General features: G+C 35.2%; 19 protein-coding genes and 3 tRNA genes. 10 read left to right on the plus strand and 12 right to left on the minus strand.

What is annotated here, in order from left to right; all coding sequences use genetic code 11:
* Positions 1 to 16: 16 nt before the first annotated feature.
* Positions 17 to 1,066 (minus strand): L-rhamnose/proton symporter RhaT, encoded by a 1,050-nt coding sequence (gene rhaT, locus C3L50_RS10055; RefSeq protein ID WP_103806049.1) that lies wholly within the window; start codon positions 1,064 to 1,066, stop codon positions 17 to 19.
* Between the two features lie 513 nt (positions 1,067 to 1,579).
* On the opposite strand from rhaT, the gene C3L50_RS10060 reads away from it, so the two are divergent.
* Together C3L50_RS10060 and C3L50_RS10065 are read left to right on the plus strand one after the other, a co-directional pair.
* Positions 1,580 to 2,620 carry a GntR family transcriptional regulator gene (locus C3L50_RS10060; RefSeq protein WP_103806204.1) on the plus strand — a complete coding sequence of 347 codons (1,041 nt, stop codon included), beginning with the start codon at positions 1,580 to 1,582 and terminating at the stop codon, positions 2,618 to 2,620.
* A 349-nt stretch (positions 2,621 to 2,969) separates the two neighbouring features.
* Positions 2,970 to 4,442 carry an FAD-dependent monooxygenase gene (locus tag C3L50_RS10065; RefSeq protein ID WP_243400368.1) on the plus strand — a complete coding sequence of 491 codons (1,473 nt, stop codon included), beginning with the start codon at positions 2,970 to 2,972 and terminating at the stop codon, positions 4,440 to 4,442.
* An 84-nt stretch (positions 4,443 to 4,526) separates the two neighbouring features.
* On the opposite strand, the gene C3L50_RS10070 is transcribed toward C3L50_RS10065, so the two are convergent.
* From C3L50_RS10070 to C3L50_RS10080, 3 genes are all read right to left on the minus strand, one after another.
* Positions 4,527 to 4,600, minus strand: a tRNA-Arg gene (locus C3L50_RS10070).
* Positions 4,601 to 4,628: 28 nt separating this feature from the next.
* Positions 4,629 to 4,706: transfer RNA gene (locus tag C3L50_RS10075), tRNA-Pro, on the minus strand.
* 14 nt (positions 4,707 to 4,720) lie between these two features.
* Positions 4,721 to 4,807 (minus strand) — tRNA-Ser (locus tag C3L50_RS10080).
* Between the two features lie 305 nt (positions 4,808 to 5,112).
* Between C3L50_RS10080 and C3L50_RS10085 the strand changes: the two genes are divergently transcribed.
* Both C3L50_RS10085 and C3L50_RS10090 read left to right on the plus strand, forming a co-directional pair.
* Positions 5,113 to 6,291: an acetyl-CoA C-acyltransferase gene (locus tag C3L50_RS10085; RefSeq protein WP_103806051.1), complete on the plus strand. Its 1,179-nt coding sequence runs from the start codon at positions 5,113 to 5,115 to the stop codon at positions 6,289 to 6,291.
* Between the two features lie 20 nt (positions 6,292 to 6,311).
* Positions 6,312 to 7,073 (plus strand): C40 family peptidase, encoded by a 762-nt coding sequence (locus C3L50_RS10090; RefSeq protein ID WP_103806052.1) that lies wholly within the window; start codon positions 6,312 to 6,314, stop codon positions 7,071 to 7,073.
* Between the two features lie 36 nt (positions 7,074 to 7,109).
* Here C3L50_RS10090 and C3L50_RS10095 read toward each other — a convergent pair whose 3' ends face one another.
* Positions 7,110 to 7,712 (minus strand): hypothetical protein, encoded by a 603-nt coding sequence (locus tag C3L50_RS10095; protein WP_133158871.1) that lies wholly within the window; start codon positions 7,710 to 7,712, stop codon positions 7,110 to 7,112.
* Between C3L50_RS10095 and C3L50_RS10100 the strand changes: the two genes are divergently transcribed.
* Positions 7,713 to 7,892 (plus strand): helix-turn-helix domain-containing protein, encoded by a 180-nt coding sequence (locus C3L50_RS10100; protein ID WP_262496691.1) that lies wholly within the window; start codon positions 7,713 to 7,715, stop codon positions 7,890 to 7,892.
* A gap of 65 nt (positions 7,893 to 7,957) precedes the next feature.
* Here C3L50_RS10100 and C3L50_RS10105 read toward each other — a convergent pair whose 3' ends face one another.
* Positions 7,958 to 9,250: a tetratricopeptide repeat protein gene (locus C3L50_RS10105; RefSeq protein WP_103806054.1), complete on the minus strand. Its 1,293-nt coding sequence runs from the start codon at positions 9,248 to 9,250 to the stop codon at positions 7,958 to 7,960.
* Between the two features lie 107 nt (positions 9,251 to 9,357).
* Positions 9,358 to 12,009: a DNA gyrase subunit A gene (gene gyrA, locus C3L50_RS10110; protein WP_103806055.1), complete on the minus strand. Its 2,652-nt coding sequence runs from the start codon at positions 12,007 to 12,009 to the stop codon at positions 9,358 to 9,360.
* A gap of 261 nt (positions 12,010 to 12,270) precedes the next feature.
* Between gyrA and C3L50_RS10115 the strand changes: the two genes are divergently transcribed.
* The 3 genes from C3L50_RS10115 (at position 12,271) to C3L50_RS10125 (ending at position 16,952) form a co-directional block, all read left to right on the plus strand.
* Positions 12,271 to 14,817 carry an ATP-dependent Clp protease ATP-binding subunit gene (locus tag C3L50_RS10115; RefSeq protein WP_103806056.1) on the plus strand — a complete coding sequence of 849 codons (2,547 nt, stop codon included), beginning with the start codon at positions 12,271 to 12,273 and terminating at the stop codon, positions 14,815 to 14,817.
* 189 nt (positions 14,818 to 15,006) lie between these two features.
* Positions 15,007 to 16,377 (plus strand): 30S ribosomal protein S6--L-glutamate ligase, encoded by a 1,371-nt coding sequence (gene rimK, locus C3L50_RS10120; RefSeq protein ID WP_103806057.1) that lies wholly within the window; start codon positions 15,007 to 15,009, stop codon positions 16,375 to 16,377.
* Between the two features lie 65 nt (positions 16,378 to 16,442).
* Positions 16,443 to 16,952 (plus strand): DUF421 domain-containing protein, encoded by a 510-nt coding sequence (locus C3L50_RS10125; protein ID WP_103806058.1) that lies wholly within the window; start codon positions 16,443 to 16,445, stop codon positions 16,950 to 16,952.
* 88 nt (positions 16,953 to 17,040) lie between these two features.
* Here the strand turns inward: C3L50_RS10125 and C3L50_RS10130 are convergent, their stop codons facing one another.
* The 3 genes from C3L50_RS10130 to C3L50_RS10140 form a co-directional block, all read right to left on the minus strand.
* Positions 17,041 to 19,542 carry a heavy metal translocating P-type ATPase gene (locus tag C3L50_RS10130; protein ID WP_103806059.1) on the minus strand — a complete coding sequence of 834 codons (2,502 nt, stop codon included), beginning with the start codon at positions 19,540 to 19,542 and terminating at the stop codon, positions 17,041 to 17,043.
* A gap of 450 nt (positions 19,543 to 19,992) precedes the next feature.
* Positions 19,993 to 20,805 (minus strand): hypothetical protein, encoded by an 813-nt coding sequence (locus C3L50_RS10135; RefSeq protein WP_103806060.1) that lies wholly within the window; start codon positions 20,803 to 20,805, stop codon positions 19,993 to 19,995.
* A gap of 136 nt (positions 20,806 to 20,941) precedes the next feature.
* Entirely contained in the window at positions 20,942 to 21,790 is an 849-nt protein-coding gene (locus C3L50_RS10140) for an NAD(P)H-hydrate dehydratase (RefSeq protein ID WP_103806061.1), read from the minus strand.
* Between the two features lie 323 nt (positions 21,791 to 22,113).
* Here C3L50_RS10140 and C3L50_RS10145 point away from each other — a divergent pair, with 323 nt between their 5' ends.
* Together C3L50_RS10145 and hemN are read left to right on the plus strand one after the other, a co-directional pair.
* On the plus strand, positions 22,114 to 24,156 hold the full coding sequence (locus C3L50_RS10145) for a DUF349 domain-containing protein (protein WP_103806062.1): 2,043 nt from the start codon (positions 22,114 to 22,116) through the stop codon (positions 24,154 to 24,156).
* A 141-nt stretch (positions 24,157 to 24,297) separates the two neighbouring features.
* The gene (gene hemN / locus C3L50_RS10150; RefSeq protein ID WP_103806063.1) at positions 24,298 to 25,662 is read left to right on the plus strand and encodes an oxygen-independent coproporphyrinogen III oxidase; all 1,365 of its coding nucleotides are present in this window, start codon (positions 24,298 to 24,300) and stop codon (positions 25,660 to 25,662) included.
* Between the two features lie 53 nt (positions 25,663 to 25,715).
* Here the strand turns inward: hemN and C3L50_RS10155 are convergent, their stop codons facing one another.
* Positions 25,716 to 25,946 carry a YdcH family protein gene (locus C3L50_RS10155; RefSeq protein WP_103806064.1) on the minus strand — a complete coding sequence of 77 codons (231 nt, stop codon included), beginning with the start codon at positions 25,944 to 25,946 and terminating at the stop codon, positions 25,716 to 25,718.
* A 24-nt stretch (positions 25,947 to 25,970) separates the two neighbouring features.
* Entirely contained in the window at positions 25,971 to 26,672 is a 702-nt protein-coding gene (locus C3L50_RS10160; protein WP_103806065.1) for a sulfite exporter TauE/SafE family protein, read from the minus strand.
* Between the last annotated feature and the right edge of the window lie 27 nt (positions 26,673 to 26,699).

A 26,699-nucleotide genomic window follows, 5' to 3' on the forward strand; every position in this document is an offset into this window, starting at 1 on the left:
GTTACTAATTATAAGTTTAAAGCGAATTTCCGATTCCTACGATTACAATCGAAGCAAGGATAAGACCAATACCTATAAGAAATGTATTGAAGGTTTTTTTAGAAACACCCGTCCATTCTTTTAAGTAAAAACCCCAAAAGTTGGCCGTTAAAATAATTGTTGCCATGTGTAAAATCCATGAACTAGCACCATTTCCTAATTTGCTTTCGCCCATTCCATAAAAAAAGAATTGCAAAAACCACATGGTTCCTGCCAAAGCCGAAAACATAATATTTTTAGTTATTGGAGTTTGGCTATTGGTATAATCTCCAAAAGTTTTGTTTTTAAAATTAAGATACATACACCATAAAAAATTGATGGTCAATCCCCCCCAAAGGATTACGATATAAGTTACATTGTTTTGAAACAATGGATTAAAACCCTGTGCAACGGCTTCTTCTGCCATTGGTTTTCCTGCTTCAATTCCGAAATTGAAAAAAGAACTCAAAATACCCGATATTATGGCAATAATCAAACCTTTTACAAGGCTAAAATCTTTGTCTTTGTCTTCATGACCTGTAGCAAAATCTTTTTCTTTAAGCATTCCTGCTTTTCCTGAAAAGGCAATACCTACTAAACAAACCACAACCCCCAACAAAACCATTTGTCCGCCTGTGCTATGCAACATATCGGTAAAAGAGGTTTTGCCTGCTACTGGATAAAAGTTATAATATATGGAAGGAACCAATGCTCCAAAAGCAGAACAAAAACCTAATGTTATCGAATTACCCAATGACATCCCCAAGTAGCGAACTCCAAGACCATAAGTAAGTCCCCCAATTCCCCAAATCAATCCCATAGTATAAGTAACCGCTTTTACAGTTGGCGCAGCATTACTGATAATATCAACAAATCCAGGAACGGTCAAATAAGCGGCAAGTGGCGGAACAATCAACCAAGAGAAAAATCCTCCAATTATCCAATAGCTTTCCCAAGCCCATCCCCTAACTTTTTTGTAGGGCATATAAAAACTTCCTGATGAAAAACCTCCTATGGAGTGAAAAATAATTCCGAGTAATACTTGCATTTGATAATTAATTAATAGGTTATTTTATACTTTAGTTTCTAAGTCAATCGTTATAGTGACGTAAAATAAATGAATATGAAAAACAAAACTATCCTGTACTATCCTTTAAAGCACCATATTTTTTTTGATGAGTAATTTTAATCTTTCAAAACCACATAATATTAAATTTATATCTTAATTTTTAATGAATTATGCTCTGATAAATTTCCATTTTTAATGCAAACAATGTGTAAAATGTTAAAAATAAACACTTTAAAGTTTCTAAATTTACCGTTAAAGTATTCGGCTTTTTGATTAAAAAGACATACTTTTGAATAATCTATTTTTAACTAATATTGATTCTTTATAAAATATCGAAAACAAAAACTGAAACTAATTATTCTATTTAGAATTTTCAGCCAAAACATGACAGAATAAAATAAATAGTAATAAACATTAAACAGTTAGTTTTACCTATATTCTTTACTTTTGCAAAAAAAATAATCAAATTATAAAATATTTTTTAATATGAATATGATTCAATTTATTAAAATAGATGAACATTCGCGAGTACCAAAATACAAGCAAATTGTTGACTCGATTATTTTTAATATCTCTATAGGAAATCTAAAAATTGACCAAAAAATACCTTCGATCAATAGATTTAGTGAAGATTTTTATATTTCTAGAGATACTGTTGAAAAAGCATACAACATCCTAAAAGAACGTGAAATAATTTCTTCCATCAAAGGAAAAGGGTATTATATTACTGGAACAAAATTAGTTTCAAAGCTTAATATTCTATTTTTAATAAATAAATTAAGCACTTACAAAATGACTATTTACAATTCTTTTGTAAATAGCATTGGCACAAATTCGAATACCGATTTACAAATATACCACTGTGACGAATCCTTGTTTTTGAATTTATTGGACAAAAACAAAAACAACTATGATTACTATGTAATAATGCCACATTTTAAAACTAATGATTCAAGACATGTTAGTTTTACCACTGAAATTATCGATGCTATAAAACAAATTCCGAAAGAAAAACTAATAGTTTTAGACAATATAAAGCTAGCTTTAGATAACGATATAATAGAAATATATCAGGATTTTGAAAACGATATTTATAACGCACTTATCGAAGGTCTTCCTAAAATAAACAACTACGATAAACTTATATTAGTATATCCTGAAAAAGCTGTTTATCCCTATCCTAGAAGGATTTTAAGTGGTTTTAAGAAATTTTGCGGAGAACATTCAATCAGTTTTGAAATTCTCAATGAAGTATATGACGATATGGTTATCAAAAAAGGTGATTTATTTATCACCATCGAAGAATCTGACTTGGTTAATTTGGTCAAAATCATTCGAGATTCCAAACTTACTTTAGGCAAAGACATTGGCATCATCTCATACAACGACACTCCTCTAAAAGAATTACTAGGCATTACCGTTATTTCTACTGACTTCAAAGTTATGGGTGAAACCGCTTCGTTTATGATTCTCAACAAAGAAAAAGGAAAAGTAAAAGTTCCTTTTAATTTTATAGACCGAAATTCAATTTAAACCAAAAAATACAAAAAAAAAGCCTTGTAATTATATGGTTACGAGGCTATTTTTTATAAAAATACAGACTTAAATTCACGTCATTCCTGATATAAAATAAAAAGACACTCGCTTGAGTGGTTTTTCGTGAACTCTATAGACTTATTCTCGAATCAAATAGTAGTGTTTCTAAAAAATCCGTGAAAAAGAAGTATGCTCATCCCTCCTATACTATAAATTAATTTCTGACTATAGCTTGAAAAAACGATTAAAATTAAACCCTACAATTCTAATTGCTAGAAATCCTTAACTTTGCCCAACCATAATCAATACTATAAGCAAGTTTTCTTTTATAGAAAATCAAAATCAAGTGAAAAAAATAAAAGATAAAAAAGAAGACAACAAAACATCAAGTTGGACTGTTTGTCCTGAATGCAAGGGATACAGCAAAAAAAGTCGCGGAATAACCAAAAAAGCGTTACTCAAATACCAAAAAGCCTTCGATCAATTTGAAAAAACAAACAACGAAGGAACACCTCCTGTTTTACCTAAAGGCCATTTGCATTTATGCCCAAAATGCGATGGTTCTGGATTGATTTCTTCCGCTAATTTCCCTATACCTGACACAGAGAATTATCCTCACGTTGCTATTATTGGAGGCGGTATCGGAGGCGTGGCTCTTGCGGTTGCCTGCTTACACCGCAGAATTCCTTTCACTCTTTTTGAACGTGACACTAACTTCGAGGCTCGATCTCAAGGCTACGGACTCACTTTGCAACAAGCCAGTAAAGTAATCGAAGGATTCGGTATTGTTGCATTAGACGAAGGAGTGATTTCAACAAGACATTTGGTGCATGCCACTGATGGAAAAGTAATCGGTGAATGGGGAACCCGAAAATGGATTCAATCGGAGGTAAAAACTTCTTCGAAACGTTCCAACATACATATCGCACGGCAATCCTTACGATTGGCACTATTGGAGCAACTCGGCGGAAATGATGCAGTAAAATGGGGACACCAGTTAATTGATTTTAAGAAAAGTGATGGCGAAGGTGTTGAACTCCACTTTCAAGTTGATGGCAATATCAAAACGGCCAAGTCAGATCTTGTCGTAGGAGCCGATGGCATTCGCAGCTTGGTACGAAAACTAATAATTGGTGAAGACAGTACCCCTTTACGGTACTTGGGTTGTATCGTGATTTTGGGCATTTGTCCTTTGAGTGAGCTCGAAGACCACGACAATCCTTTACTGGATTCGGCCACCGTATTTCAAACTGCCAATGGTAATGAGCGAATCTACATTATGCCTTACACCTCCGATTCGGTTATGTGGCAACTTAGTTTTCCAATGTCTGAAAAAGATGCCAAGGCACTAAGCACCAAAGGACCGCAAGCACTCAAGGAAGAAGCCTGCCGCAGAACGCAGTGGCACGATCCTATTCCTCAGATTTTATCGGCAACCCTGGAAGCTCAGATTTCTGGCTATCCTGTGTATGACCGTGAATTACTTAAACAAGAATTACTAGAAAAATCAGGTCAAGTAACTTTGATTGGAGATGCGGCTCACCCAATGAGTCCATTCAAAGGACAGGGAGCCAATCAAGCCTTGCTAGATGCACTCGCACTCGCACGAGGAATCACGAGAGGATGCAGGCCTTCATCACAATGGCGAAAAATCGGAATCAGAAAAAGTGTGCTATCCGAGTTTGAATCCGAAATGTTGGCGCGTAGTGCTGTCAAAGTGAAAGATTCAGCCGAAGCCGCAGACTTCCTGCACTCCGAAATTGTGCTTTATGAAAGTGATGCGCCTAGAAGAAGGTTTGTGAAAAGAAAAGACAATTAATAATACCTTTCCTTTTAATGCTAAATTTTAAAACTTTTGAATTTTAAATAAAACAAAAAAACCACTCGATTGAGTGGTTTTTTGTGAACGCAGAAGGATTCGAACCTTCGACCGCCTGCTTAGAAGGCAGGTGCTCTATCCAGCTGAGCTATGCGTCCATTTGTTTTAAAACTTATGGAAAAGTTTTGGTCGGGGTGGCAGGATTCGAACCTGCGGCCTCCTGCTCCCAAAGCAGGCGCGATAACCGAGCTACGCTACACCCCGAAGTGCAAAAAAAGCGGAGAGTAAGGGATTCGAACCCTTGGTACAGTTCCCCATACGCTTGTTTAGCAAACAAGTCCTTTCGGCCACTCAGGCAACTCTCCAATATAAGAACTTATATTTCTTTTAAGCGGTTGCAAATGTAAGTTTCTATTCTATATTTCACAAATAATTACCCTCTTTTTTTAAATGTTTTTTCAATAGCTATTTAAAATCATTAACAATCAAACGCATAGCCAAATAAAAAATATACATTTTGAATACATTTTAATTATTCTTACCAAATAACAACCTAAAAAATTAATAATAAATATTTAATAGGCAAGAGAATATATTATTATCAAATTGTAATTTAGATTTTACTCAAATTGATTAAATTCGCATCTCAAACAATGCTTATTCACAACTCATGAACAAAAAAGTCGTTATTGTTGCTGCTGTCAGAACTCCAATAGGAAGTTTTATGGGAGGATTATCTACAGTTTCCGCTCCAAAACTAGGGGCTATTGCCATAAAAGGTGCTTTAGATCGCATACAATTGGATGCTAGTTTAGTTGATGAAGTATTTATGGGCAATGTCATTCAAGCTGGAGTAGGTCAAGCACCAGCCAGACAAGCTGCAATTTTTGCTGGCTTACCCAATTCTGTTGTTTGCACTACTGTCAATAAAGTGTGCGCCTCTGGAATGAAATCAGTAATGCTGGCTGCACAAGCCATTCTTTGTGGTGATGCCGAAATTGTGGTTGCTGGCGGAATGGAAAACATGAGTTTGATTCCACATTATTTGCATTTAAGAAATGGCTATAAATTTGGCCCTGCTTCAATGATTGACGGAATGCAGAAAGACGGACTTACAGATGCCTACGACAACAATGCCATGGGGGTTTGTGCTGATTTATGTGCTGACGAATACAAAATAACTCGCGAAGAACAAGACGCCTTCGCCATTCAATCCTATGAGCGTTCTGCGAAAGCGTGGGAAGACGGAAAATTTGAAAATGAAATAATTCCAGTTGCCGTTGCGCAAAGAAAAGGAGAACCTATAATCGTTTCTAAAGACGAAGAATTTACTGATGTAAAATTAGACAAAATACCTTCTTTGAATGCCGTTTTTACAAAAGATGGAACTGTAACCGCTGCAAATGCTTCGACTATAAATGATGGAGCTGCTGCAATGATATTAATGAGTGAAGAAAAAGCAATTGCATTAGGTTTAAAACCATTAGCTTACATAAAAAGTTATGCTGATGCTGCTCAGGAACCCAAATGGTTCACTACAACTCCTGCTATCGCGATTAACAAAGCTTTAAAAAAAGTAGATTTACCTATTGATGCTGTAGATTATTTCGAATTTAACGAAGCCTTTGCTGTCGTTGGTTTAGCCAATGCAAAAATCCTTGGTTTAGAAGATTCAAAAGTGAATGTAAATGGTGGAGCTGTTTCTTTAGGTCATCCGCTGGGATGCTCTGGTGCTCGAATTATCGTTACACTATTGAATGTTTTGGAGCAAAATAATGGTAAAATTGGGGCTGCCACAATTTGTAATGGCGGTGGCGGTGCTTCAGCAATAGTTATTGAAAGAATCTAAAAAAAACAAGTACAAAATATATGTTTGGAATTTGCAATCTAGCCATAATCCCTCTTAGAATCGAACCTAGTGATCGTAGTGAAATTGTTTCACAAGTTTTGTTTGGTGAACATTTTGAAATTTTAGAACAGTTTAAACAATGGTCGAAAATAAAATTACAATTCGATAATTATGAAGGTTGGGTCGATTCTAAACAATACCAAATTATTTCAGAATCAGAATTTCATCAATTATCAAACGATGTCATTGTTCTAAATGCTGATTTATTGGAATATATTACAGGGCCAAACAATTTGTTACTTCCTATTCCTTTAGGAGCTTCCCTTTCTTTCTTGACTCATTCAGATATAAATACTGCAAATTTTAACTTTGAAGGAACGAAAATTAGTGGACTAAAATCTAAAAAAAGTTTACTAAATACGGCCTTTATGTACCTCAACGCTCCTTATCTTTGGGGTGGTAAAACTCCTTTTGGTGTTGATTGTTCAGGATTTACCCAAATGGTTTACAAACTCAATGGCTATAAATTATTGCGAGATGCTTCTCAGCAAGCCTTGCAAGGAGAAGCGCTGAGTTTTATAGAAGAAAGCGAGCCAGGTGATTTAGCTTTTTTTGACAATGAAGAAGGAAATATTATTCACGTGGGCATTATTATGCAAGACAATTATATCATTCACGCCAGCGGGAAAGTTAGAATTGACCGTTTAGACCATCTAGGAATTTACAACGCCGAAACCAACAGACATACTCACAAACTTCGTGTTATCAAAAAAATTATATAAGGTTTAATAGTCAAAAATGGTTATTAAAAATTGTTATTATTTTTCTTGAAATTGATAATCTGCTACTTCAAAACCTGTGGGTCTAATGATTGAAAAATGATTTTCATTGATCTTTATTTTAAAGGTTTTTTCCTGACCTGGTTCTAATTTATCTATAATTACTTTTTCGTTTCCAGATACAATTGAATAATTTTTTAAATTATAACTTGGGATGGCAGTTTTACCTAATAGCGTAATAGTTGCAGTACCATTTTTTACCCCAACCGATTTAATAATAAGAGGGGAACTTTCTTTTTTTAACGTGTAATAAGAAGGCTTTGGATTTAAAAAAATATCACAAACGCCATGAACTCTTTGCGGGTAAGCATAAGTAAAATCTTCTCCCATATGAGTACGATAATCATTAAGGCAGAAATAAATAGCACCAGCCACATAGTCTTTTGAGCCATAAATCTTTAATTGCTCTGTCATTTCTTTTATTCGACGCAGATCTCCTCCTTTATGAGCAGGTTCACACAATCCCCATTCTGAAATAGTCATCGCTTTATTAGGATATTCAGCCGAAATACGATCTAATTCTCCGCCTATTACATCCAGACTTTTTCTAAACCAGGTGCTGTAATATTCATTGAACATCATATTGAATATTTAAACAAACTAAAAATCCAAAAGTCTTGTTCATTATTGCAATTTAGTACTATGAAAATAAATGAGATTGCCTATCATTTAGGGTATTTTGATCCATTTCATTTTTCAAAATCTTTTAAAAAGGAAATGGAAATATCGCCCCGTGAGTATCGAAAAAAACATAAAAATTAAGACAAAAAAAATCCCGATTTCACCAATCGGGATTTTCATTTAAGAATTAACCTTTACCTATATTCTTATTTTTTATTAGCTTCTAATTCTTTTACTTTTACTTTTAGAGCTTTATATTCAGGCATCATTTCTAATGCGCTATAAACATTTAAAAGTGTTTTAGACACATCAACATTTGTTGGTTCTAACTCAACTGCTTTTTGAAGATACGGAATGATTCCTTTAAACAAATCTTCTCTTTTAACTTTCAACACATCATAACGCTTCATGTCTTTGGCAGAAGTTCCTAATTTGTTCATTTCATCAATAATTACCTTCTCATCTTCTAATTTCAAAGCAGCATAATTGATATAAGCATTGGCATATTTAGGATCAATTTCCATTACTCTTTTATAATACTTTTCAGCGTCTGCAATATTTTTCGCATTTGCACTTAACACACCTAAATTAAATACTAAATCGGCATCATTTGGATTTTTTTCTAAAGCCTCAGCAACTAATTTTTTATAAGTCTCATAATCTTTTGTTTCTAAATACAAATTAGCTTCAGTCAAAAGCAATGAACCGTCTTCTGGATTTGCTTTTCTAGCGTCTGAAATTGCTTTTTTAGCCTCTTCAATTTTTCCTGCATCTACTAATATTAAAGCAATATTTTTATAGATTTCGCCTCTTTTTGAAGGAATAGCTTCTGTTTTTGGTTTTTCGTGAGTACCTAGTTTAACTGCCAGATCTCTCTCTTTAACAGAATTGAACACATCCTCACTACCAGAAGCTTTATTAACAGCCAAATAGCTAGTCCCTTTACCTGAATAATTTAAAGTTTTCAACTCTGAATACATTTTTAGAGCTGTAGGATAATCTTTTGCATTTACATAAGTTGAGGCTGCATAGTACAAATTGATGGTGTCTTTTTTATCTAATAAATAAGCATCGTATAATTTTTGAGCACCTTCAATATCTCTATCTGCTTTTGTATCAGCAATGGCACTATTCAATAATTTACCTTTAATATCAATAATAGAAGTGGTTGCTTGAGAAGAATATTTAGATTTTCCAGAAGCTTTTTCTACTGCTAACAATTCTTGGAATGATTTGGCTGCGGAAGTTAAATTTTTCCCTTCTTCCACTTTTTTATTGGCCAACTCTAAATGAGCATTCCCATTTACAAAATAATACTGTGCTTTTTCAGTATCAACAGCATTGGATATTAAAGACTGAGCACCATCTAAAATTGTTATAGCCTCTTGTGGATTACCTCCTTTTAACGCTTTTTCAGCAGCTTTAATTTGATCTTTTTGAGCAAAAGCAACAACTGATATCAATAATGCTGACGCTAGTATTACATTTTTACTTTTCATAATTTTTGATTTAATTTAATTTACTTGCAAAAGTAGTTAGAAAAACATTTATCAATTATGATAAAAATCATATCTGATAAATGTTTTAGTTTATTTATGATTCACCTCTATTCATCTGAATCGTCTTCCTCTTCATCTTCTGTATCTTCGGCTTCATCATCAATTTCTTCTTCATCTGAATCGTCGTCGTCCTCTACGCCTTCATCTTCAAGAACTTCAAGAACAGGTTTCACTCTTTCGATAGCTTCAGTTTCAATAACATTTCCATCTTCGTCAACTACCACTTCAGCTACATCATCTTTCATTACTTTAGTTACAGCAGCGATAGAATCAGATCCTTTTAGATTAATTAACTTAACCCCTTGCGTAGCTCGACCCATAACTCTTAAATCCTCAACAGCCATTCTGATAGTCAATCCCGATTTGTTGATAATCATCAAATCATCAGCATCGGTTACATTATTTATCGAAATTAGTTTTCCAGTTTTTTCAGTAATGTTCAAAGTTTTCACTCCTTTTCCACCACGATTGGTAATTCTATAAACATCTTCGCCATCTTCGTCAACTAATTTAGTACGTTTTCCGTATCCATTTTCAGTTACAACTAAAATTTGAGTATCAGTTATATCCTCTTTATCAACAGTAACCATACCAATTACTTCGTCGGATTCATCTTTTAAGGAAATTCCACGAACCCCAGAAGCTGTTCTTCCCATCGGACGTGTTTTGGTCTCTTCAAAACGAACTAATTTACCCGATTTGACAGCCAAAATAATCTGACTTTCTCCGTTGGTTAATTTAGCTTCTAATAATTCATCTCCTTCTTTGATTGTAATTGCCGCAACTCCGTTTACCCTTGGTTTTGAATATTTCTCTAAAGAAGTTTTCTTCACTTGACCTTGTTTAGTAACCATAACCAAATTATGACTATTGATATAGTCTTTGTCTTTCAAATCTTGTGTACAAATGAATGCTTTTACTTTATCATCACTTTCGATGTTTATTAAGTTTTGAATCGCTCTTCCTTTGGCCGTTTTACTACCTTCGGGAATTTCATAAACACGCATCCAGTAACATTTTCCTTTTTGGGTAAAGAACATCATATATTGATGGTTGGTAGCTACAAACATATTTTCAAGGAAATCCTGATCTCTGGTTCCTGCACTTTTTTGTCCAACTCCACCTCTATTTTGAGTTTTGTATTCCGATAAATTAGTACGTTTGATATAACCTGCATGCGAAATGGTGATTACCACATTCTCATCGGCAATTAAATCCTCGATACTAACATCTCCACCTGAATACTCAATAGTAGAACGACGCTCATCGCCATATTTTTCACGAATTTCTTCAAGTTCTTCTTTGATTAAAGCCGTTCTTAAGTCAACATCTGCTAATAATGCTTTCAAATGCTCAATTAATTTCATCAATTCTTCAAACTCTGCTCTTAACTTGTCTTGTTCTAGACCTGTTAACTGACGCAAACGCATTTCAACAATAGCACGTGCTTGAATATCCGACAATTGGAATCTTTCGATTAATTTTTCACGAGCTTCTTCAGTATTTTTCGAACCTCTTATCAAAGCAATTACCTCATCAATATTATCAGAAGCGATAATCAAACCTTCTAAAATATGCGCTCTTTCCTCGGCTTTACGCAATTCAAATTGGGTTCTACGAACTACTACATCGTGACGGTGCTCAATAAAATAGTGAATCATATCTTTTAGATTCAACATTTGTGGGCGACCTTTTACTAATGCAATGTTATTTACACTGAAAGAAGATTGTAATTGAGTGAATTTATAAAGTGTATTTAAAACCACGTTTGGCGTAGCATCCCGTTTTAAAATATAAACGATTCGCATACCATTTCTATCCGATTCATCTCGAATATTAGAAATACCTTCTATCTTTTTCTCGTTAACCAAATCAGCGGTACGTTTAATCATATCGGCTTTATTGACTTGGTATGGAATTTCAGTTACAATGATACACTCTCTACCATCTACTTCTTCAAAACCAACTTTAGCACGCATAACGATACGTCCACGACCTGTTTTAAAAGCTTCGCGAACACCTTCATAACCATATATCACACCTCCAGTTGGAAAATCTGGAGCTTTGATATGATTCATCAATTCGTCTATTTCAATATCGTTATTATCAAGGTACGCAAGCGTTCCGTTGATCACTTCAGTTAAATTGTGAGGAGGCATATTAGTCGCCATACCAACGGCAATTCCTGTTGCTCCGTTTATTAATAAGGTAGGAACTCTTGTAGGCATTACTTTTGGTTCATACAAAGTATCGTCAAAATTCAGTTGAAAATCAACTGTTTCTTTTTCGATATCGGCCATAATTTCTTCCGAAATCTTTTTCATTCTAGCCTCAGTATAACGCATTGCAGCTGGACTATCACCATCTACTGAACCAAAGTTACCTTGACCGTCCACCAATAAATAACGCATGCTCCATTCCTGTGCCATACGAACCATGGCATCATAAACCGAGGTATCTCCGTGAGGGTGATACTTTCCTAAAACTTCTCCGACTATTCTCGCCGATTTTTTGTGGGCAGATCTTGAATTAACTCCCAAATCATACATTCCATAAAGTACTCTACGGTGTACTGGTTTCAAGCCATCTCTAACATCCGGAAGCGCTCTTGACACAATTACCGACATCGAATAATCGATGTAAGCTGATTTCATTTCATCTTCAATGTTAATAGGAATTAACTTTTCTCCTTCAGACATAAGTTGTAATATTTAATAAATTTAGTTTAATTTCAAAACGTGCTAATATACATCATTCCAATGTTTTTATACAAACTATTCTGTACTTATTTCAATGATTTATTAACAAAATAAACTTGTTTTTTAGTTAATAAATTATGTAAGTTTTAACGATTATTTGTTGATTTTTTTGTCAATTAGCTGACACAACCTCATAATAGGAATGATTTTTGTTTTTCAAACACCAATTCACTAATTTTACAATTAGAAATACAAGACAATATGGATGATAATTTTTCACCTAGAGTAAAAGACGTTATTACTTACAGCAAAGAAGAAGCCTTGCGTTTAGGTCACGATTTCATTGGTACCGAACATCTTATGCTTGGGATTTTGAGAGACGGAAACGGCAAAGCTATTAATATATTGAATAATTTATCAATAGATTTAAACCTCTTGCGAAGAAAAGTGGAAGTTCTAAGTCCAGCGAGTCCCACGATGGATAGCAACAACGAAAAAAAGAATCTTCACCTAACTAGACAAGCAGAGCGTGCATTGAAAACTACTTTTTTAGAAGCAAAAGTCTTTCACAGCACCTCAATTAGTACAGCACATTTATTATTGTGCATCTTAAGAAATGAAAATGATCCCACAACCAAGCTACTGAATAAACTCAATATTGATTATGATGTAGCCAAAGAACAATATCTAAATATGACACCATCTGAAGAAAATTTTATCGAGAATTTACCCAAAAATGACGCCTATAACGAAGATTCAGGACAAGATGACAGTCTAAAAGAAGGGAATTTCAACAATCCAGCCAACAAATCGAACAAAAAATCAAAAACTCCTGTTTTAGATAACTTTGGGAGAGATTTAACCGAAATGGCCGAAGAAGGAAAATTAGACCCAGTTGTAGGACGTGAGAAAGAAATAGAACGTGTTTCTCAAATTTTGAGCCGTCGTAAAAAGAATAATCCACTACTAATTGGAGAACCTGGAGTAGGAAAATCTGCCATTGCCGAAGGATTGGCTTTACGTATTATTCAAAAGAAAGTATCACGTATCTTATTCAACAAACGAGTAGTAACATTGGATTTGGCCAGCCTTGTTGCAGGCACAAAATACCGTGGACAATTCGAAGAGCGTATGAAAGCCGTGATGAACGAATTGGAGAAAAATGATGACATCATCCTTTTTATTGACGAAATACACACTATTGTTGGAGCTGGTGGAGCAACAGGCTCGCTTGATGCTTCCAATATGTTTAAACCCGCTTTAGCAAGAGGAGAAATTCAATGTATTGGCGCAACAACATTAGACGAATACCGTCAATATATCGAAAAAGATGGCGCTTTAGAAAGACGTTTTCAGAAAGTAATTATTGAACCAACTTCGGTTGAAGAAACCATTACAATTCTAAACAATATCAAAGACAAATATGAAGACCATCACAATGTAACTTATAGCCCAGAAGCTATCGAAGCTTGTGTAAAATTAACCGATCGCTATATGTCGGAACGTTTCTTACCAGACAAAGCCATTGATGCTATGGACGAAGTAGGATCTAGAGTTCACATCATAAATATTGAAGTTCCTGCACAGGTTTTGGATTTAGAAAAACAATTAGAAGATGTTCGTGAATTGAAAAATGCTGTTGTCAAAAAACAAAAATATGAAGAAGCAGCTAAACTTCGTGATGATGAAAAACGCCTTGAAAAAGATTTGGCAATCGCCCAAGAACAATGGGAAGAAGATTCTAAAAACAATCGAATTCAAGTTACTGAAGACAATGTTGCCGACGTAGTTTCAATGATGACGGGTATTCCTGTAAATCGAATTGCTCAAACCGAAAGTAATAAACTAGCTATTTTGCCAGAACTTATAGGAAACAAAGTCATTGGACAAAACGAAGCTGTAAAGAAAATTGCTCGTGCCATTCAAAGAAATCGTGCTGGATTGAAAGACCCAAATCGACCTATTGGTTCCTTCATTTTCTTGGGACAAACTGGGGTTGGAAAAACACAATTAGCCAAAGTTTTAGCCAGAGAATTATTCGATTCTGAAGATGCTTTAATCCGAATTGATATGAGTGAATATATGGAAAAATTCGCCATTTCAAGATTAATAGGAGCGCCTCCAGGATATGTGGGTTATGAAGAAGGTGGACAATTAACTGAAAAAGTACGTCGCAAACCGTATTGCGTAGTGCTTTTGGACGAAATTGAAAAAGCACATCCTGATGTTTTCAATATGATGCTTCAAGTTCTTGACGATGGCTATTTAACAGATAGTTTGGGACGAAAAATTGACTTTAAAAACACTATAATTATCATGACTTCGAATGTTGGAGCAAGACAATTGAAGGATTTTGGTCAAGGTGTTGGTTTCGGAACTGCTGCCAAAGTAGCCCAAGCCGATGATAACTCGAAAAGTATTATCGAAAATGCTTTGAAAAAAACTTTTGCTCCTGAATTCTTGAACAGAATTGACGATGTAATTGTGTTTAACGCTCTAGAAAAAGAAGACATCAATTTGATTATAGATATTGAATTGAAAAAATTATACGCTCGTATCAAAGATTTGGGCTACAATTTAATTCTTTCTGACAAAGCAAAAGCTTTTATTGCCGACAAAGGTTTTGACAGACAATTTGGTGCTAGACCACTGAAAAGAGCCATCCAAAAATATGTTGAAGATGCTCTCGCCGAAGAAATCATTACGTCAAAAATAGGAGCTGGAGACGAAATTTTTATGGATTTAGAAGACGAAACTTCACAAGAGTTATCTGTTAAAATTCAAAAAGCAGAAGAACCAACTAATTAATTCCATTTTTTAGAACTTTTTTAGCCACGAATTCACTAATTTCACTAATTAATGTGTGAAATTAATGAATTCGTGGCTCTTTTTTTTACTACATTTAGGTCTGTTCGATTGCACTGATTTAACCGTAATTTAACATCCAAAGTTGTTTTATCCCTATATATTTACAACCTAATACCACCAAACTCATTTATGTTACAAAGCAAAATTATATTGGGCAGCGAAGAATGGTGCTCCTTACCTGAATTAGGAATTCCTACCATCAAAGCACGCGTCGATTCTGGCGCAAAAACTTCGGCTTTGCACGCCATTAATATTGCTCCCTTCAAAAAAGAAAGCCAAAACTGGGTCAAATTTGATATTAATCCCATCCAAAACAATGTAAAAACGGTGATTCATTGCGAAGCTCCTTTGGTAGATAAAAGAATTGTAAAAAGCTCTAGTGGTTTTCGAGAAGAACGCTACGTCATTCAAACCAATTTAGAAATTGGTAATTCCAAATGGGTTATCGAAATGACTTTGACCAATCGAGATTCGATGGGTTTTCGTATGCTTCTGGGTCGTGAAGCGATGAGCGGCAGAGTGATGGTAGATCCCGAACAACAATATCTTTTAGGCGAACCTACAAGCGAAAGTTTGAAAGAAGTCTATAAAAATGCTAAAAAAGCCAGTACTGGCATTCGAATCGCACTTTTAGCCAGCAATCCCGAATTGTATAGCAACAAACGCATTATGGAAGCGGGCGAAATGAGAGGTCACGAAATGCACTTTCTGAACATCAAGGAATGCTATATGAAACTGGATGCCAAAACTCCCGAAATCCATTATCGAGGCGGATTAATTTTGAATCAATTTGATGCTGTAATTCCAAGAATTCGACCAAGTATTACTTTTTATGGTTGTGCTTTGACTCGACAATTCGAAGCGATGAATGTTTTTTGTTTGAATTCATCGACTGCGATCACACAATCTCGAGATAAATTATTTTCACTGCAATTGCTCTTGCAAAGCGGTATCGAAATACCCACAACGGGTTTTGCCCATTCGCCTTTAGACACCGACGATTTGATAAAAATGGTGGGAGGAACTCCTTTAATCGTCAAATTATTGGAAGGAACTCAAGGAAAAGGCGTCGTTCTTGCCGAAACCAAAAAAGCAGCAGAAAGCGTTATTAATGCGTTCAAGAGTTTAAATGCCAATATTTTGGTGCAAGAATTCATCAAAGAAGCCAACGGAAAAGACCTTCGATTATTCGTAATTGATGGCAAAGTTGTAGCCGCCATTCAACGAGAAGCTTTAGCAGGCGAATTCCGAGCTAATATTCATCTTGGCGGAACGGCATCAGTCATCAAACCCACTGCCGAAGAGAAAAAAATAGCCATTCGTGCTGCCAAAGCTATGGATTTGAAAGTCGCTGGCGTCGATATCATTCGTTCCTCTAAAGGGCCTTTGTTGCTGGAAGTGAATTCCTCTCCGGGACTCGAAGGCATCGAAAGTGCTACCAACAAAGACATTGCAGGCGAGATGATTCTGGCAATTGAAAAGAATTTTAAACTAAATTAGTGGTCAGTTGCAGTAGTCAGTTAGCCGAATTCAAGAAACTTGAAACCTTTTAAAGAAAAAAAACAATGAATCCCTATTTAGACATCATCCTCCGTAGCGCTTCCGTATATTTATTTATGCTCATCGCTTTGCGGATTTTCGGCAAAAAGGAATTATCACAACTCAACACTGCCGATGTTATTTTGATATTGTTAATTAGTAACTCGGTTCAAAATGCGATGGTAGGAAGCGACACCAGTCTTCTGGGAGGTTTAGCTGCGGCAGCAGTACTTTTTATCATCAATTTTACTTTTAAAAGACTAATGTTTAAGTTTCCCAAATTCAGTGATTTTATGCAAGACAAACCAGAAATCTTAATCCACGAAGGCAAATTAGATTTCAAGACTTTGAGCAAATTAAACATCACTTCCGAAGAACTACAAGAAGCTATTCGCGAACACGGAGTCGAACATTTTTCGGATGTTAAGTTGGCAATGCTAGAAATTGATGGCAATATTAGCATCATTTCTGGTCAAAAGAATCTACGTCAAACGCATTACAAAAGACTCAAACGAAGTAAAAAGACGATGGGTTGATTTTTGAAAACAAATAGTGTCACTTTTTTTTTACCATATAAGTCGTTTGCTTTCAAAGCCTTAAGACTTATATGCCTTATATGGTAAATCAAATCTTAAAACTCCTCAATCTTAAAGAATTCAAGATTACCGAAACCGAGCTAAAACTCATCGCAGCCGCAGCAATCATTGGAGAAAGCAACAACCCAAAAATAGGATACAACATTCCAGAAGCCACCGAAATCCCCAATACATTGTAGATAAACGCAAAAAACAAATTCTGTTTGATGTTTTTCATTACTGCCTGACTTAGTTTTTTGGCTTTTACAATGCCTTGCAAATCGCCTTTTACCAACGTGATTTTGGCACTTTCTATCGCCACATCGGTTCCTGTTCCCATTGCAATTCCGATGTTGGCTTGCGCCAATGCTGGAGCATCGTTGATTCCGTCGCCTGCCATTGCTACTATTTTTCCTTCGGCTTGCAGACGTTTGATTTCGTTGAGTTTGTCTTCGGGCAAACAATTGGCAATAAAACGAGTCAAATGCAATTGTTCGGCAACTGATTTTGCCGTGTTTTCATTATCGCCCGTCAGCATAATGACTTCCACACCTTGACGAATCAATTCCTTAATGGCATCGGCGCTCGTAGTTTTTATTTTATCGGAAATGGACACAAAACCAACAGCAATTCCATCAAAGGAAACATAGGAAACGGTTTTGCCTAACTTTTGCTCGGCAATAATTTTGCTTTCTAAATCGTCAGAAACACTAGCGTTTACTTGTTCCATCAACTTTTTATTTCCTAAAACGATTTTTTTATTAGCAACCGTACCGATAACGCCTTTGCCAGAAATGGCTTCGAAATCTTTGACTTCCATCAACGAAATGTTTTTTGTTTTGGCATAATTCACAACGGCTTGCGCCAAAGGATGTTCGCTGTATTGGTTCAAGGAAGCGATGTTTTGCAACACATTATCTTCTTCATTATTCGAAGAAAATACTCTTTCTACCGATGGTTTTCCTTCTGTAATCGTTCCCGTTTTGTCGGTAATTAGGACGTTTACTTGGTTCATATTCTCCAAAGCTTCTGCATTTTTTATTAAAACTCCCGATTGAGCTCCTTTGCCTACTCCAACCATAACCGACATAGGCGTTGCCAATCCCAAAGCACACGGACATGCGATAATCAAAACCGCAACTGCATTAATAAAACCGTAAACCATTGCAGGTTCAGGACCAAAATTTGTCCAAATAATGAACGTTAGTATGGCAATTCCCACCACAGTTGGCACAAAATATTTGGCAATACTATCTGCCAATTTTTGAATGGGTGCTCGCGAACGACTGGCATCATTGACCATTTGTACAATTTGCGAAAGTAAAGTTTCCGAACCTACTTTTTCGGCTAGCATCACGAAAGATTTGTTGCCGTTGATGGTTCCAGCCATAACCGCATCTTCAATGGTTTTATCAACAGGAATGGGTTCTCCTGAAATCATTGATTCGTCAATAGTACTTTCGCCCTCAGTTATTTTTCCGTCAACGGGAATTTTCTCTCCGGGTTTTACTCGCAATACATCTCCTTTTTTGATATCGTGAATGGAAATGACTTTGTCCTCTCCATTTTTAACCAAAGTAGCTTGGGTTGGAGCGAGTTTCAACAATTCTTTGATGGCTTTATTCGTTTGTCCGTGGGCTTTGGCTTCCATTAATTGTCCTAATAAAACCAAGGTTAATATCACGACTGTGGCTTCAAAATACAGCGAAACCGTGCCGTGATGTTTGAATTCTTCGGGGAAAAATTGGGGGAATAGCAATCCAGCTACGCTAAACAAAAAAGCAACTCCAGTTCCAATTCCGATGAGTGTAAACATATTGAGATTCCAAGTCAGGATGGATTTCCACGCTCGAACGAAGAACATCCAACCGGCATAAAAAACTACGGGAAGTGCCAAAATAAATTGTACCCAATTCCATTTTTGGGTTTCCATCAATTCCAATAACGGATTGTTGTGTAGCATTTCCAGCATCGAAATAATGAAAACGGGAATGGTGAAGATTAATGAGATTTTCATTTTGCGCCACAAATCAAGATAAGCCGAGTCTTCCTCCTCGGCTACTTGAATTGCGACCAAATCCATTCCGCAAATAGAACAATTTCCGGGTTGATCTTGAACCATTTCGGGATGCATCGGGCAAGTATATTGTGTTTTGGCGGCCATTAATTCGGGAGCTTTGACCAAATCCATTCCGCAAACAGGGCAACCTACTTGTTCGTCATAGACTTTGTCACCTTCGCAAAACATGGGGCAATAATATTTTCCAGAAGCACTTTGAGGCAAGTCAACAGGCTTCATTTCGCTTGGAATGGGCGTGCTGTAAAGCGAATTTTCCTGAGAAGCATCGCTTTCGCTAATGATATAATTTCCTGCTGCGTAAATTGCTTTTTGAAGTTTGAAAATGGCAATTGATTTCTCCGAAACAATCGTTGCTACTGGCGGATCTAAAGTAACTGTGGCTTCCATTCCGTCTATTTCGTTCAAGGCTTTTTCGACTTTGGTACGGCATCCGTTGCAGGACATTCCAGTAATAGTATAGGTAGTTGTCATTTTTGACATTGAATTTTAGGTCATAAATTTAAGGAATTTTGTTGAAGGAAAACGGTAGGATTCTATTAACTTTTAAAAGTTTATGGGAGTTGAAGTTTTTGAATAAAATATAAGAAATTACAACGAATAAAAAAGGTAATCATTGATTTGTAAGATAATAATAATAATAATAATAATTTATTTGAGATAAATTGTAAAGAGAATCAACTTAGATTATATGGAGCACTGTGAAAATTTGTTTCGCATATTTATGAGTTGGAGCGAAATGCGCATTTCGCCCAACTAGCGTAGCTGTTGCACAACCTCATTCAAAAACTATCCCGACGCTTCGGGATCAAAATAAGTATAAAAATCAATAAATTATACTTTTACAAACCCGCTTCTTTGCCAAACCACAAACCGCTTGTCAGTAAAAATTCCTGTCATCAAACTGGAACAACACCCCTTATCTTAAACCAAAAAATCAGACAACAATCGTTGTTTGAATCGGTCAATGGGTTTTAAATCGACATTGGTATCGCCATTGAAAACATCAAAAGGATCGTCCAGACCACTAATCAATAAATACAAATAGCAAAACAAAAACGTAATGGCCGAAGTGACCAAATAATCGGCTGAAGGCGACTTGAATTTGGTAATCAACAAAAGCGACATTACAATAAACAAGATGCTTTGCAGCAAAGTGTAAGCAGGCTTGATGAAGTTGTTTCTTGAAATAGAATAGGCTCTGGTAAGCTGTTTTCGCATGGCGTTTGTGTTTTCTTGAATGCCTTTTATGGCTTCTTTGTCAACGCCTCTTTCGGCAAAATAATAGGCGATTTCGTTGGATTTTCGAATTAATGGAAAAATAACATTTGACTCTTTTTCACTAGAATAAATCCAGGCAATGATTCCTTCTGTAATATCAACCATTTCTTGACGCAAAAAGGCGGTATTCAATTCTTCCTTACACAGTTCAGTTGTTCCTGTCCTTGGTGCCTTAAAAGCTAAATAAATCCAGTCTTTGATAGCTTCTAGATTTGAAGCAACTTCGCCTGGAATTTTTTCACTCTCTTTAAAATCGGTCATGGTTGCCGCTAAAAGCAATCCAAAAACGAAAAAAGCTCCGGTGAAAATAATAGTTATATCAGACAGTTCGATCAAATCGTGAAAATCCTGTCCGTATAAAGAAAGGTTTTTGAAAACAAAATTTTTGATTCCCAAAATAGCAATGGCAGCTATAAGCGACTTTATAATTATCGTTCGATTGGAGATAAAATTCATAAGGTGATTTTTTTCAGCAAAGTAAGAAAAAAAAGATATTAAGTTTTATAAATATTCAACGATACATTTAATCGAATTAAATCTTTGTTTTTTAGTCTTTTATCTATTTTCTTTTATCTTTTCTCTATCTACTATTCTATTTTTCCAAACTCAAGTAGGCTTTTCCAATATTCGCAATACAATCAGAAGCGATAAAAGACTGATACCCCGTTTCGGGCAAAGCAATATCGGCAGTCAATCCGTGGAGGTAAACGCCTAGAATTGCAGCATCAATTGGGTCATAGGATTGTGCTAACAAACTCGTAATCATTCCGGTTAGCACATCGCCAGTTCCTGCGGTAGCCAATGCGGCGTTTCCGGTAGTGTTTTCGTAAATGGTATCTCCATCGATAATAAAAGTTGGAGCACCTTTCATTACCATAATAAGGTTATTCTGTTTTGAAAATGCAATGGTTTTCTCTATTTTATCAGCAATAGAATCCCATTGACCGATGAGACGTTCAAGTTCTTTTTGATGGGGAGTAAAAATCGTTTTCTCTGGCAAAAAAGTAAGCCATTGTTTGTTTTGAGACAAAATATTCAAGCCATCGGCATCAATAACTAAAGGGACTTTATTGGTTTTGACAAATCGATGCAAGGCGGTATGCGTTTCGATATCCTGCCCCATTCCAGGTCCAATTCCGATAGCATTGGGCACAAAATCGAAAACAATTCGAGTAATATATTTTACGGAGACATCGTTCAAAACCATTACTTCGGGAACTGCAGTTTGGATAATTTTGTAACCACATCTAGGCACAAAAACCGAAACCAAGCCACAACCTGTTTTCAAACAAGCTTTAGAAGCAAGACTTATGGCTCCAATCTTTCCATAGCTTCCGCCAATTAGCAATGCGTGACCTTGAATTCCTTTGTGAGTATTAGGATTTATAGGTTTGTATCTTTTTAGAATTTCGGATTTGTTAATTGGTAATATTGGTCTCATTTAATCGATTTTGTTGGATAAAAATACAAAAATAAATAGATATGACTGCTAGCTAAACAAAGTAGTTTTAAAAAAGAACATTGACTCCCAATTAATTAAAAAATTCCTAACAAACTGAAGTTTTCGTTCAATTAAAAGAAGTAAAATCTATGAATTGGTATTAATTATACTTTAAAATTCTATTTTTAAACTTCGGAATTGAACCATTAAAAACCAATTTTAAAACATAAAACCACTATAAATAAAGGAATTCCTTTGAATTTTGAACAACCTTTACTATCTTTCGCATTCGAAAAAATAATGAACCCTTATACATTGAAAAAATGTTAGAAGAAAAGAATGATAACCTGCTTGAAGCAGATGGAAATTTAGAAAACCATTCGATTGAAACTCCTTTGGTAGAAGAAAATGCGGAAATCGTTTCTGAAACTATTGCAGAAGTGGAAAAGGAAACCGTTTTAACTCCAGAAGTTTCGGTTGAAGATACAATTGAAATGGCAAAGCCTATCGAAGAGGAATCGACTGAAGTAGCTGAAGCAAAAGCATCAGAAACAGAAACCATTATCGATGCTATTGCCGAAAATAATGCTGAAGAAAGCGAAGACGAAACCTTGAAAGAACGTCACGATATTCCAATGCTGGATTATGACGCTCTATCACTAGAATCACTTGTTGACGAATTGAAAAAATTGGTTACCAACGAAAAAGTGATGTCGGTAAAGGATCATGTCGAAGAAATAAAAAAATCATTCTTAGCCAAATACAACCATCTTTTAGAAGAGAAAAAAGAGGAATTTCTGGCTGAAAACCCAGATACTACTGAGGAGTTTGCCTATCATTCGCCTTTAAAATCACATTTTGACCAATATTATTCGTTGTTTAGAGACAATAAAAATGCCCATTTCAAAAGTTTGCAAACGAACTTGAAAACCAATTTAGAAAACAGATTGGCCATTGTCGAAGAATTGAAAGAACTCATCAATCCGCAGGAAAACATCAAAGATACCTTGAAACATTTTAATGATTTGAGAGAACGATGGAAGAATGCAGGATCCATTCCGAAAGATAAATACAACCACGTTTGGAACAATTATCATTTTCATGTTGAAAATTTCTATGACTATTTGCATTTAGACAGAGAAGCGCGAGACCTTGATTTTAAACACAATTTAGAGCAAAAACAAAAAATTGTAGCACGTGTTGAAGAATTGGTTAATGAAGCAGACGTTAACAAAGCGTTCAGAGAATTACAGGATTTGCACAAAATTTGGAAAGAAGACATTGGTCCCGTTTCAAGAGAATTTCGTGATGAAATTTGGAATAAATTTAGCGACTTAACCAAGCAAATGCACGATAAACGTGAAGTTTTGTTTGAAAAAATGAGAGGAACTGAACTCGAAAACTTAGAAAAGAAAAAAGAAATTATTGCCAAAATTGAAGTTTTGGCTACCGAAAAAGTAAATGCTCACTCGCAATGGTTGCAGCAAATAGAAAAAGTAGAAGCTTTGAGAACTGCTTTTTTCTCGGCTGGAAAAGTTCCTGCAGAATTGAATGAGGAAACTTGGGCAACTTTTAAAACAGCTGTAAGAAATTTTAATTCTTTCAAAAATTCTTTTTACAAAGACATCAAAAAAGATCAAAACAACAATTTAAACCGAAAAACAGCTCTTGTTGCTAAAGCTAAAGAACTTCAAGAAAGTACTGATTTTGCTACAACTACACCAATAATGAAACAAATTCAAGAAGAGTGGAAACAAATAGGTCACGTGCCTAGAAAATACTCTGATAAAATTTGGATTGAGTTTAAAGACGCTTGCAATCATTATTTTGACAAACTAAAAGAGCAAAAAAACGAAGAAAACAGCGAAGAAATAGAAGCTTTTGACAAAAAGAAAGCCTATCTAGAAACCTTGAGAGAATTTCAGTTGACTGGTGTTCATAAAACCGATTTAGACGCCATAAAATTACATATCGAAACCTGGAAAGGATTCGGAAAAGTGCCTTTCACAAGAAGACACATTGAAGGGAAGTTCAATAAAGTTCTAGATGCTCTTTTTGAAAAATTGAGTTTGAGTAAAAAAGATTCTGAAATGATGCGTTTCTCTAATAGAATGGATCAATTATCGGAAAGCAATGATACCCGAAAACTCGAAGGAGAGAAAATTTTCTTAATGCGCAAAATTGATGAAATCAAGAATGAAATTTTTCAATTGGAGAATAACATTCAGTTTTTTACCAACACTCGAAATGCTAAAAAAGAAAATTCTATCGTATTAGAAGTTCGAAAAAACATCGAAAAACACAAAGAAGAAATGGAGATTTTGAAGGATAAACTGAGACAAGTTAGAAGTTTAAATCAATCTTAACACCTATTAATCGCATCCGAAAAACCTCATTCTTTATCTTCTGAATGAGGTTTTTTTTGTACCCAAAATGAAATATGATAATTATCATTTTAATTTTAACAATTTCACATTAATTTTGGTTACTGAATAATACTATTTTCTATGAAAAACTCAATCCTTCAAAAATACAATGTACCTGGACCAAGATACACAAGCTATCCAACAGTTCCATATTGGGATGAGTCTGATTTCACTTATCAAAATTGGATTGACACTTTAAAAAGGTCGTTTGCAGAAAGTAATACGGAAGAAGGTCTTAGTTTGTACATTCATTTACCCTTCTGCGAGAGTATGTGTACTTTTTGCGGTTGTAATAAACGAATTACAAAAAATCACGATGTCGAACATCCATACATTGAAGCCATTCTAAAGGAATGGGCTATTTATTGCAACATTCTAGAAGAAAAACCCATCATAAAAGAAATTCATTTGGGTGGAGGAACGCCAACTTTTTTCTCTACAAAAAACTTAGAAGATTTAATAAATGGTATTTTTTGCTATGCCGAAAAAGCCAAAGATCATGAATTCAGCTTTGAAGGACATCCCAATAATACGACTCGTGCCCATTTGCAAAAATTATATGATTTAGGTTTCAGAAGAGTGAGTTTTGGAGTTCAAGATTATTCCGAAAAAGTTCAAAAAGCCATTAATCGCTACCAACCTTTTCATAATGTGGCAAAAGTAACTTTTTGGGCAAAGGAAATAGGTTATACTTCTATTGGTCACGATATTATTTTTGGACTTCCTTTTCAGGAAATTGACGATGTAATAGATACGATTGAAAAAACCAATTCTTTGCAACCCGATCGATTGGCGTTTTATAGTTATGCTCACGTTCCGTGGATAAAAGGAAACGGGCAACGCGGTTTTAACGACGAAGATATTCCAAAAGATGAAGTGAAACGAATGCTTTACGAAGTGGGTAAAGATTTGCTTTTCGAGAATGAATACTACGAAATAGGGATGGATCATTTTGCTTTGAAAACCGATACGTTATATGAATCTTTCGAACAAAAAAAATTGCATCGTAATTTTATGGGCTATAGCTCCTCTAAAACCCAACTAATGATTGGACTTGGTGTTTCTTCTATTAGCGATAGTTGGTACAGTTTTGCTCAAAACGTAAAAGAATTAGAAGAGTATTATAAACTTTTGAAAGCCGATAAATTGCCTATTTTTAGAGGTCATTTATTAACCCCAGAAGATTTAATCATCAGGAGACACATTTTAAATTTAATGTGCCATTTTGAAACTTCTTGGAAAGATAAAACCCAATATTTTGACGAAGTTCCTGAAATTCTAATTCAATTAAAAGAAATGGAAAAGGATGGATTAGTCCTAATCGAAAAGAATGGTATTAAAGTTACCAATGCTGGAAAACCTTTTGTGCGCAACATTTGTATGGCTTTTGACTTGCGTTTAAAACGAAAAGCACCTGATACTAAATTATTCTCGATGACGATTTAATAAAAGATATATATCATAAAAAATCACGCCCTAGAGCGTGATTTTTTTTGCTTTTATCTTCTTAAGATTGAATATATTTCGTCTTTTAAATGAAGGATTTTAACTTTTAATTCTTTCAAATGCTCATCAGTGGTTACAACTACTTCCGATTTGATTGAGGCTACTTCTTGCTTTACTTTACGGTACTCTTCGAATAAGGCTGCAAAATGATCATTCTCGGTAATTAATTTCTCTATTTTCTCCTGAACATCAGGAGAGACATGTAGCAGATCTTGGTTTTCCATAATTATATAAGAATTAATTAATAATTAATGACAATTTGGACTTGCTTGCACAAACAAACTCATATCTGATGGAGAAATATACGGAATACCAAGTCCTAACCCCCTAAAGATAAACAATATTCCGATAATAACCGCAACAAATGGGATGATTTTTTGAATTTTATTTCGAACAGAAACCGTTAAAAAAGACTGAAGAAACACTACACTACTCATCAATGGAACCGTCCCCAAACCAAACAAAATCATGTATAAAACACCATACAATTCGTTTTGCATGGCTATGGCACCAAATAAAGCTACATAGACCATTCCGCAGGGCAAAAATCCGTTCAATAAACCAATAGTGAACAACGATTTATAACTCTTGTTTTTGAACTGGCTCCCCAAGCTGGTCTTGATTTTGGAAATCAAATTGAAAACCGGTTTCGAAAAATTATATTGGGCAAAAACTTTCTCGGGTATCAAAACAATAACAATCATTGCTACACCAATAAAAATAGATAATTTTTGCTGAAATCCAGCCAGATACAAACCTCGCCCCACCAATCCAAAAACCAAACCAATGGTAGCATAAGCGGTTAATCTTCCTAAATGATACGTCAGGATTTGAGTAATTTTTTGGGCTTGATTATCTCTATCTACAGGCAACATCATAGCAATTGGTCCGCACATTCCGATGCAGTGAAAACTACTGATTAAACCAAAGATGAAAGCGGTGAAGAGCATTGTGATTTTAGATTACAGATTTTAGAT

Source organism: Flavobacterium alvei, assembly GCF_002920895.1.
Taxonomy (GTDB): domain Bacteria; phylum Bacteroidota; class Bacteroidia; order Flavobacteriales; family Flavobacteriaceae; genus Flavobacterium; species Flavobacterium alvei.

Bases quoted from the DNA above. Each gene is read 5' to 3' on its own strand.
- rhaT (WP_103806049.1), bottom strand. From the start codon at position 1,066: ATGCAAGTATTACTCGGAATTATTTTTCACTCCATAGGAGGTTTTTCA.
- C3L50_RS10060 (WP_103806204.1), top strand. From the start codon at position 1,580: ATGATTCAATTTATTAAAATAGATGAACATTCGCGAGTACCAAAATAC.
- C3L50_RS10085 (WP_103806051.1), top strand. From the start codon at position 5,113: ATGAACAAAAAAGTCGTTATTGTTGCTGCTGTCAGAACTCCAATAGGA.
- C3L50_RS10090 (WP_103806052.1), top strand. From the start codon at position 6,312: ATGTTTGGAATTTGCAATCTAGCCATAATCCCTCTTAGAATCGAACCT.
- C3L50_RS10095 (WP_133158871.1), bottom strand. From the start codon at position 7,712: ATGATGTTCAATGAATATTACAGCACCTGGTTTAGAAAAAGTCTGGAT.
- C3L50_RS10105 (WP_103806054.1), bottom strand. From the start codon at position 9,250: ATGAAAAGTAAAAATGTAATACTAGCGTCAGCATTATTGATATCAGTT.
- gyrA (WP_103806055.1), bottom strand. From the start codon at position 12,009: ATGTCTGAAGGAGAAAAGTTAATTCCTATTAACATTGAAGATGAAATG.
- C3L50_RS10115 (WP_103806056.1), top strand. From the start codon at position 12,271: ATGGATGATAATTTTTCACCTAGAGTAAAAGACGTTATTACTTACAGC.
- rimK (WP_103806057.1), top strand. From the start codon at position 15,007: ATGTTACAAAGCAAAATTATATTGGGCAGCGAAGAATGGTGCTCCTTA.
- C3L50_RS10125 (WP_103806058.1), top strand. From the start codon at position 16,443: ATGAATCCCTATTTAGACATCATCCTCCGTAGCGCTTCCGTATATTTA.
- C3L50_RS10130 (WP_103806059.1), bottom strand. From the start codon at position 19,542: ATGACAACTACCTATACTATTACTGGAATGTCCTGCAACGGATGCCGT.
- C3L50_RS10135 (WP_103806060.1), bottom strand. From the start codon at position 20,805: ATGAATTTTATCTCCAATCGAACGATAATTATAAAGTCGCTTATAGCT.
- C3L50_RS10140 (WP_103806061.1), bottom strand. From the start codon at position 21,790: ATGAGACCAATATTACCAATTAACAAATCCGAAATTCTAAAAAGATAC.
- C3L50_RS10145 (WP_103806062.1), top strand. From the start codon at position 22,114: ATGTTAGAAGAAAAGAATGATAACCTGCTTGAAGCAGATGGAAATTTA.
- hemN (WP_103806063.1), top strand. From the start codon at position 24,298: ATGAAAAACTCAATCCTTCAAAAATACAATGTACCTGGACCAAGATAC.
- C3L50_RS10155 (WP_103806064.1), bottom strand. From the start codon at position 25,946: ATGGAAAACCAAGATCTGCTACATGTCTCTCCTGATGTTCAGGAGAAA.
- C3L50_RS10160 (WP_103806065.1), bottom strand. From the start codon at position 26,672: ATGCTCTTCACCGCTTTCATCTTTGGTTTAATCAGTAGTTTTCACTGC.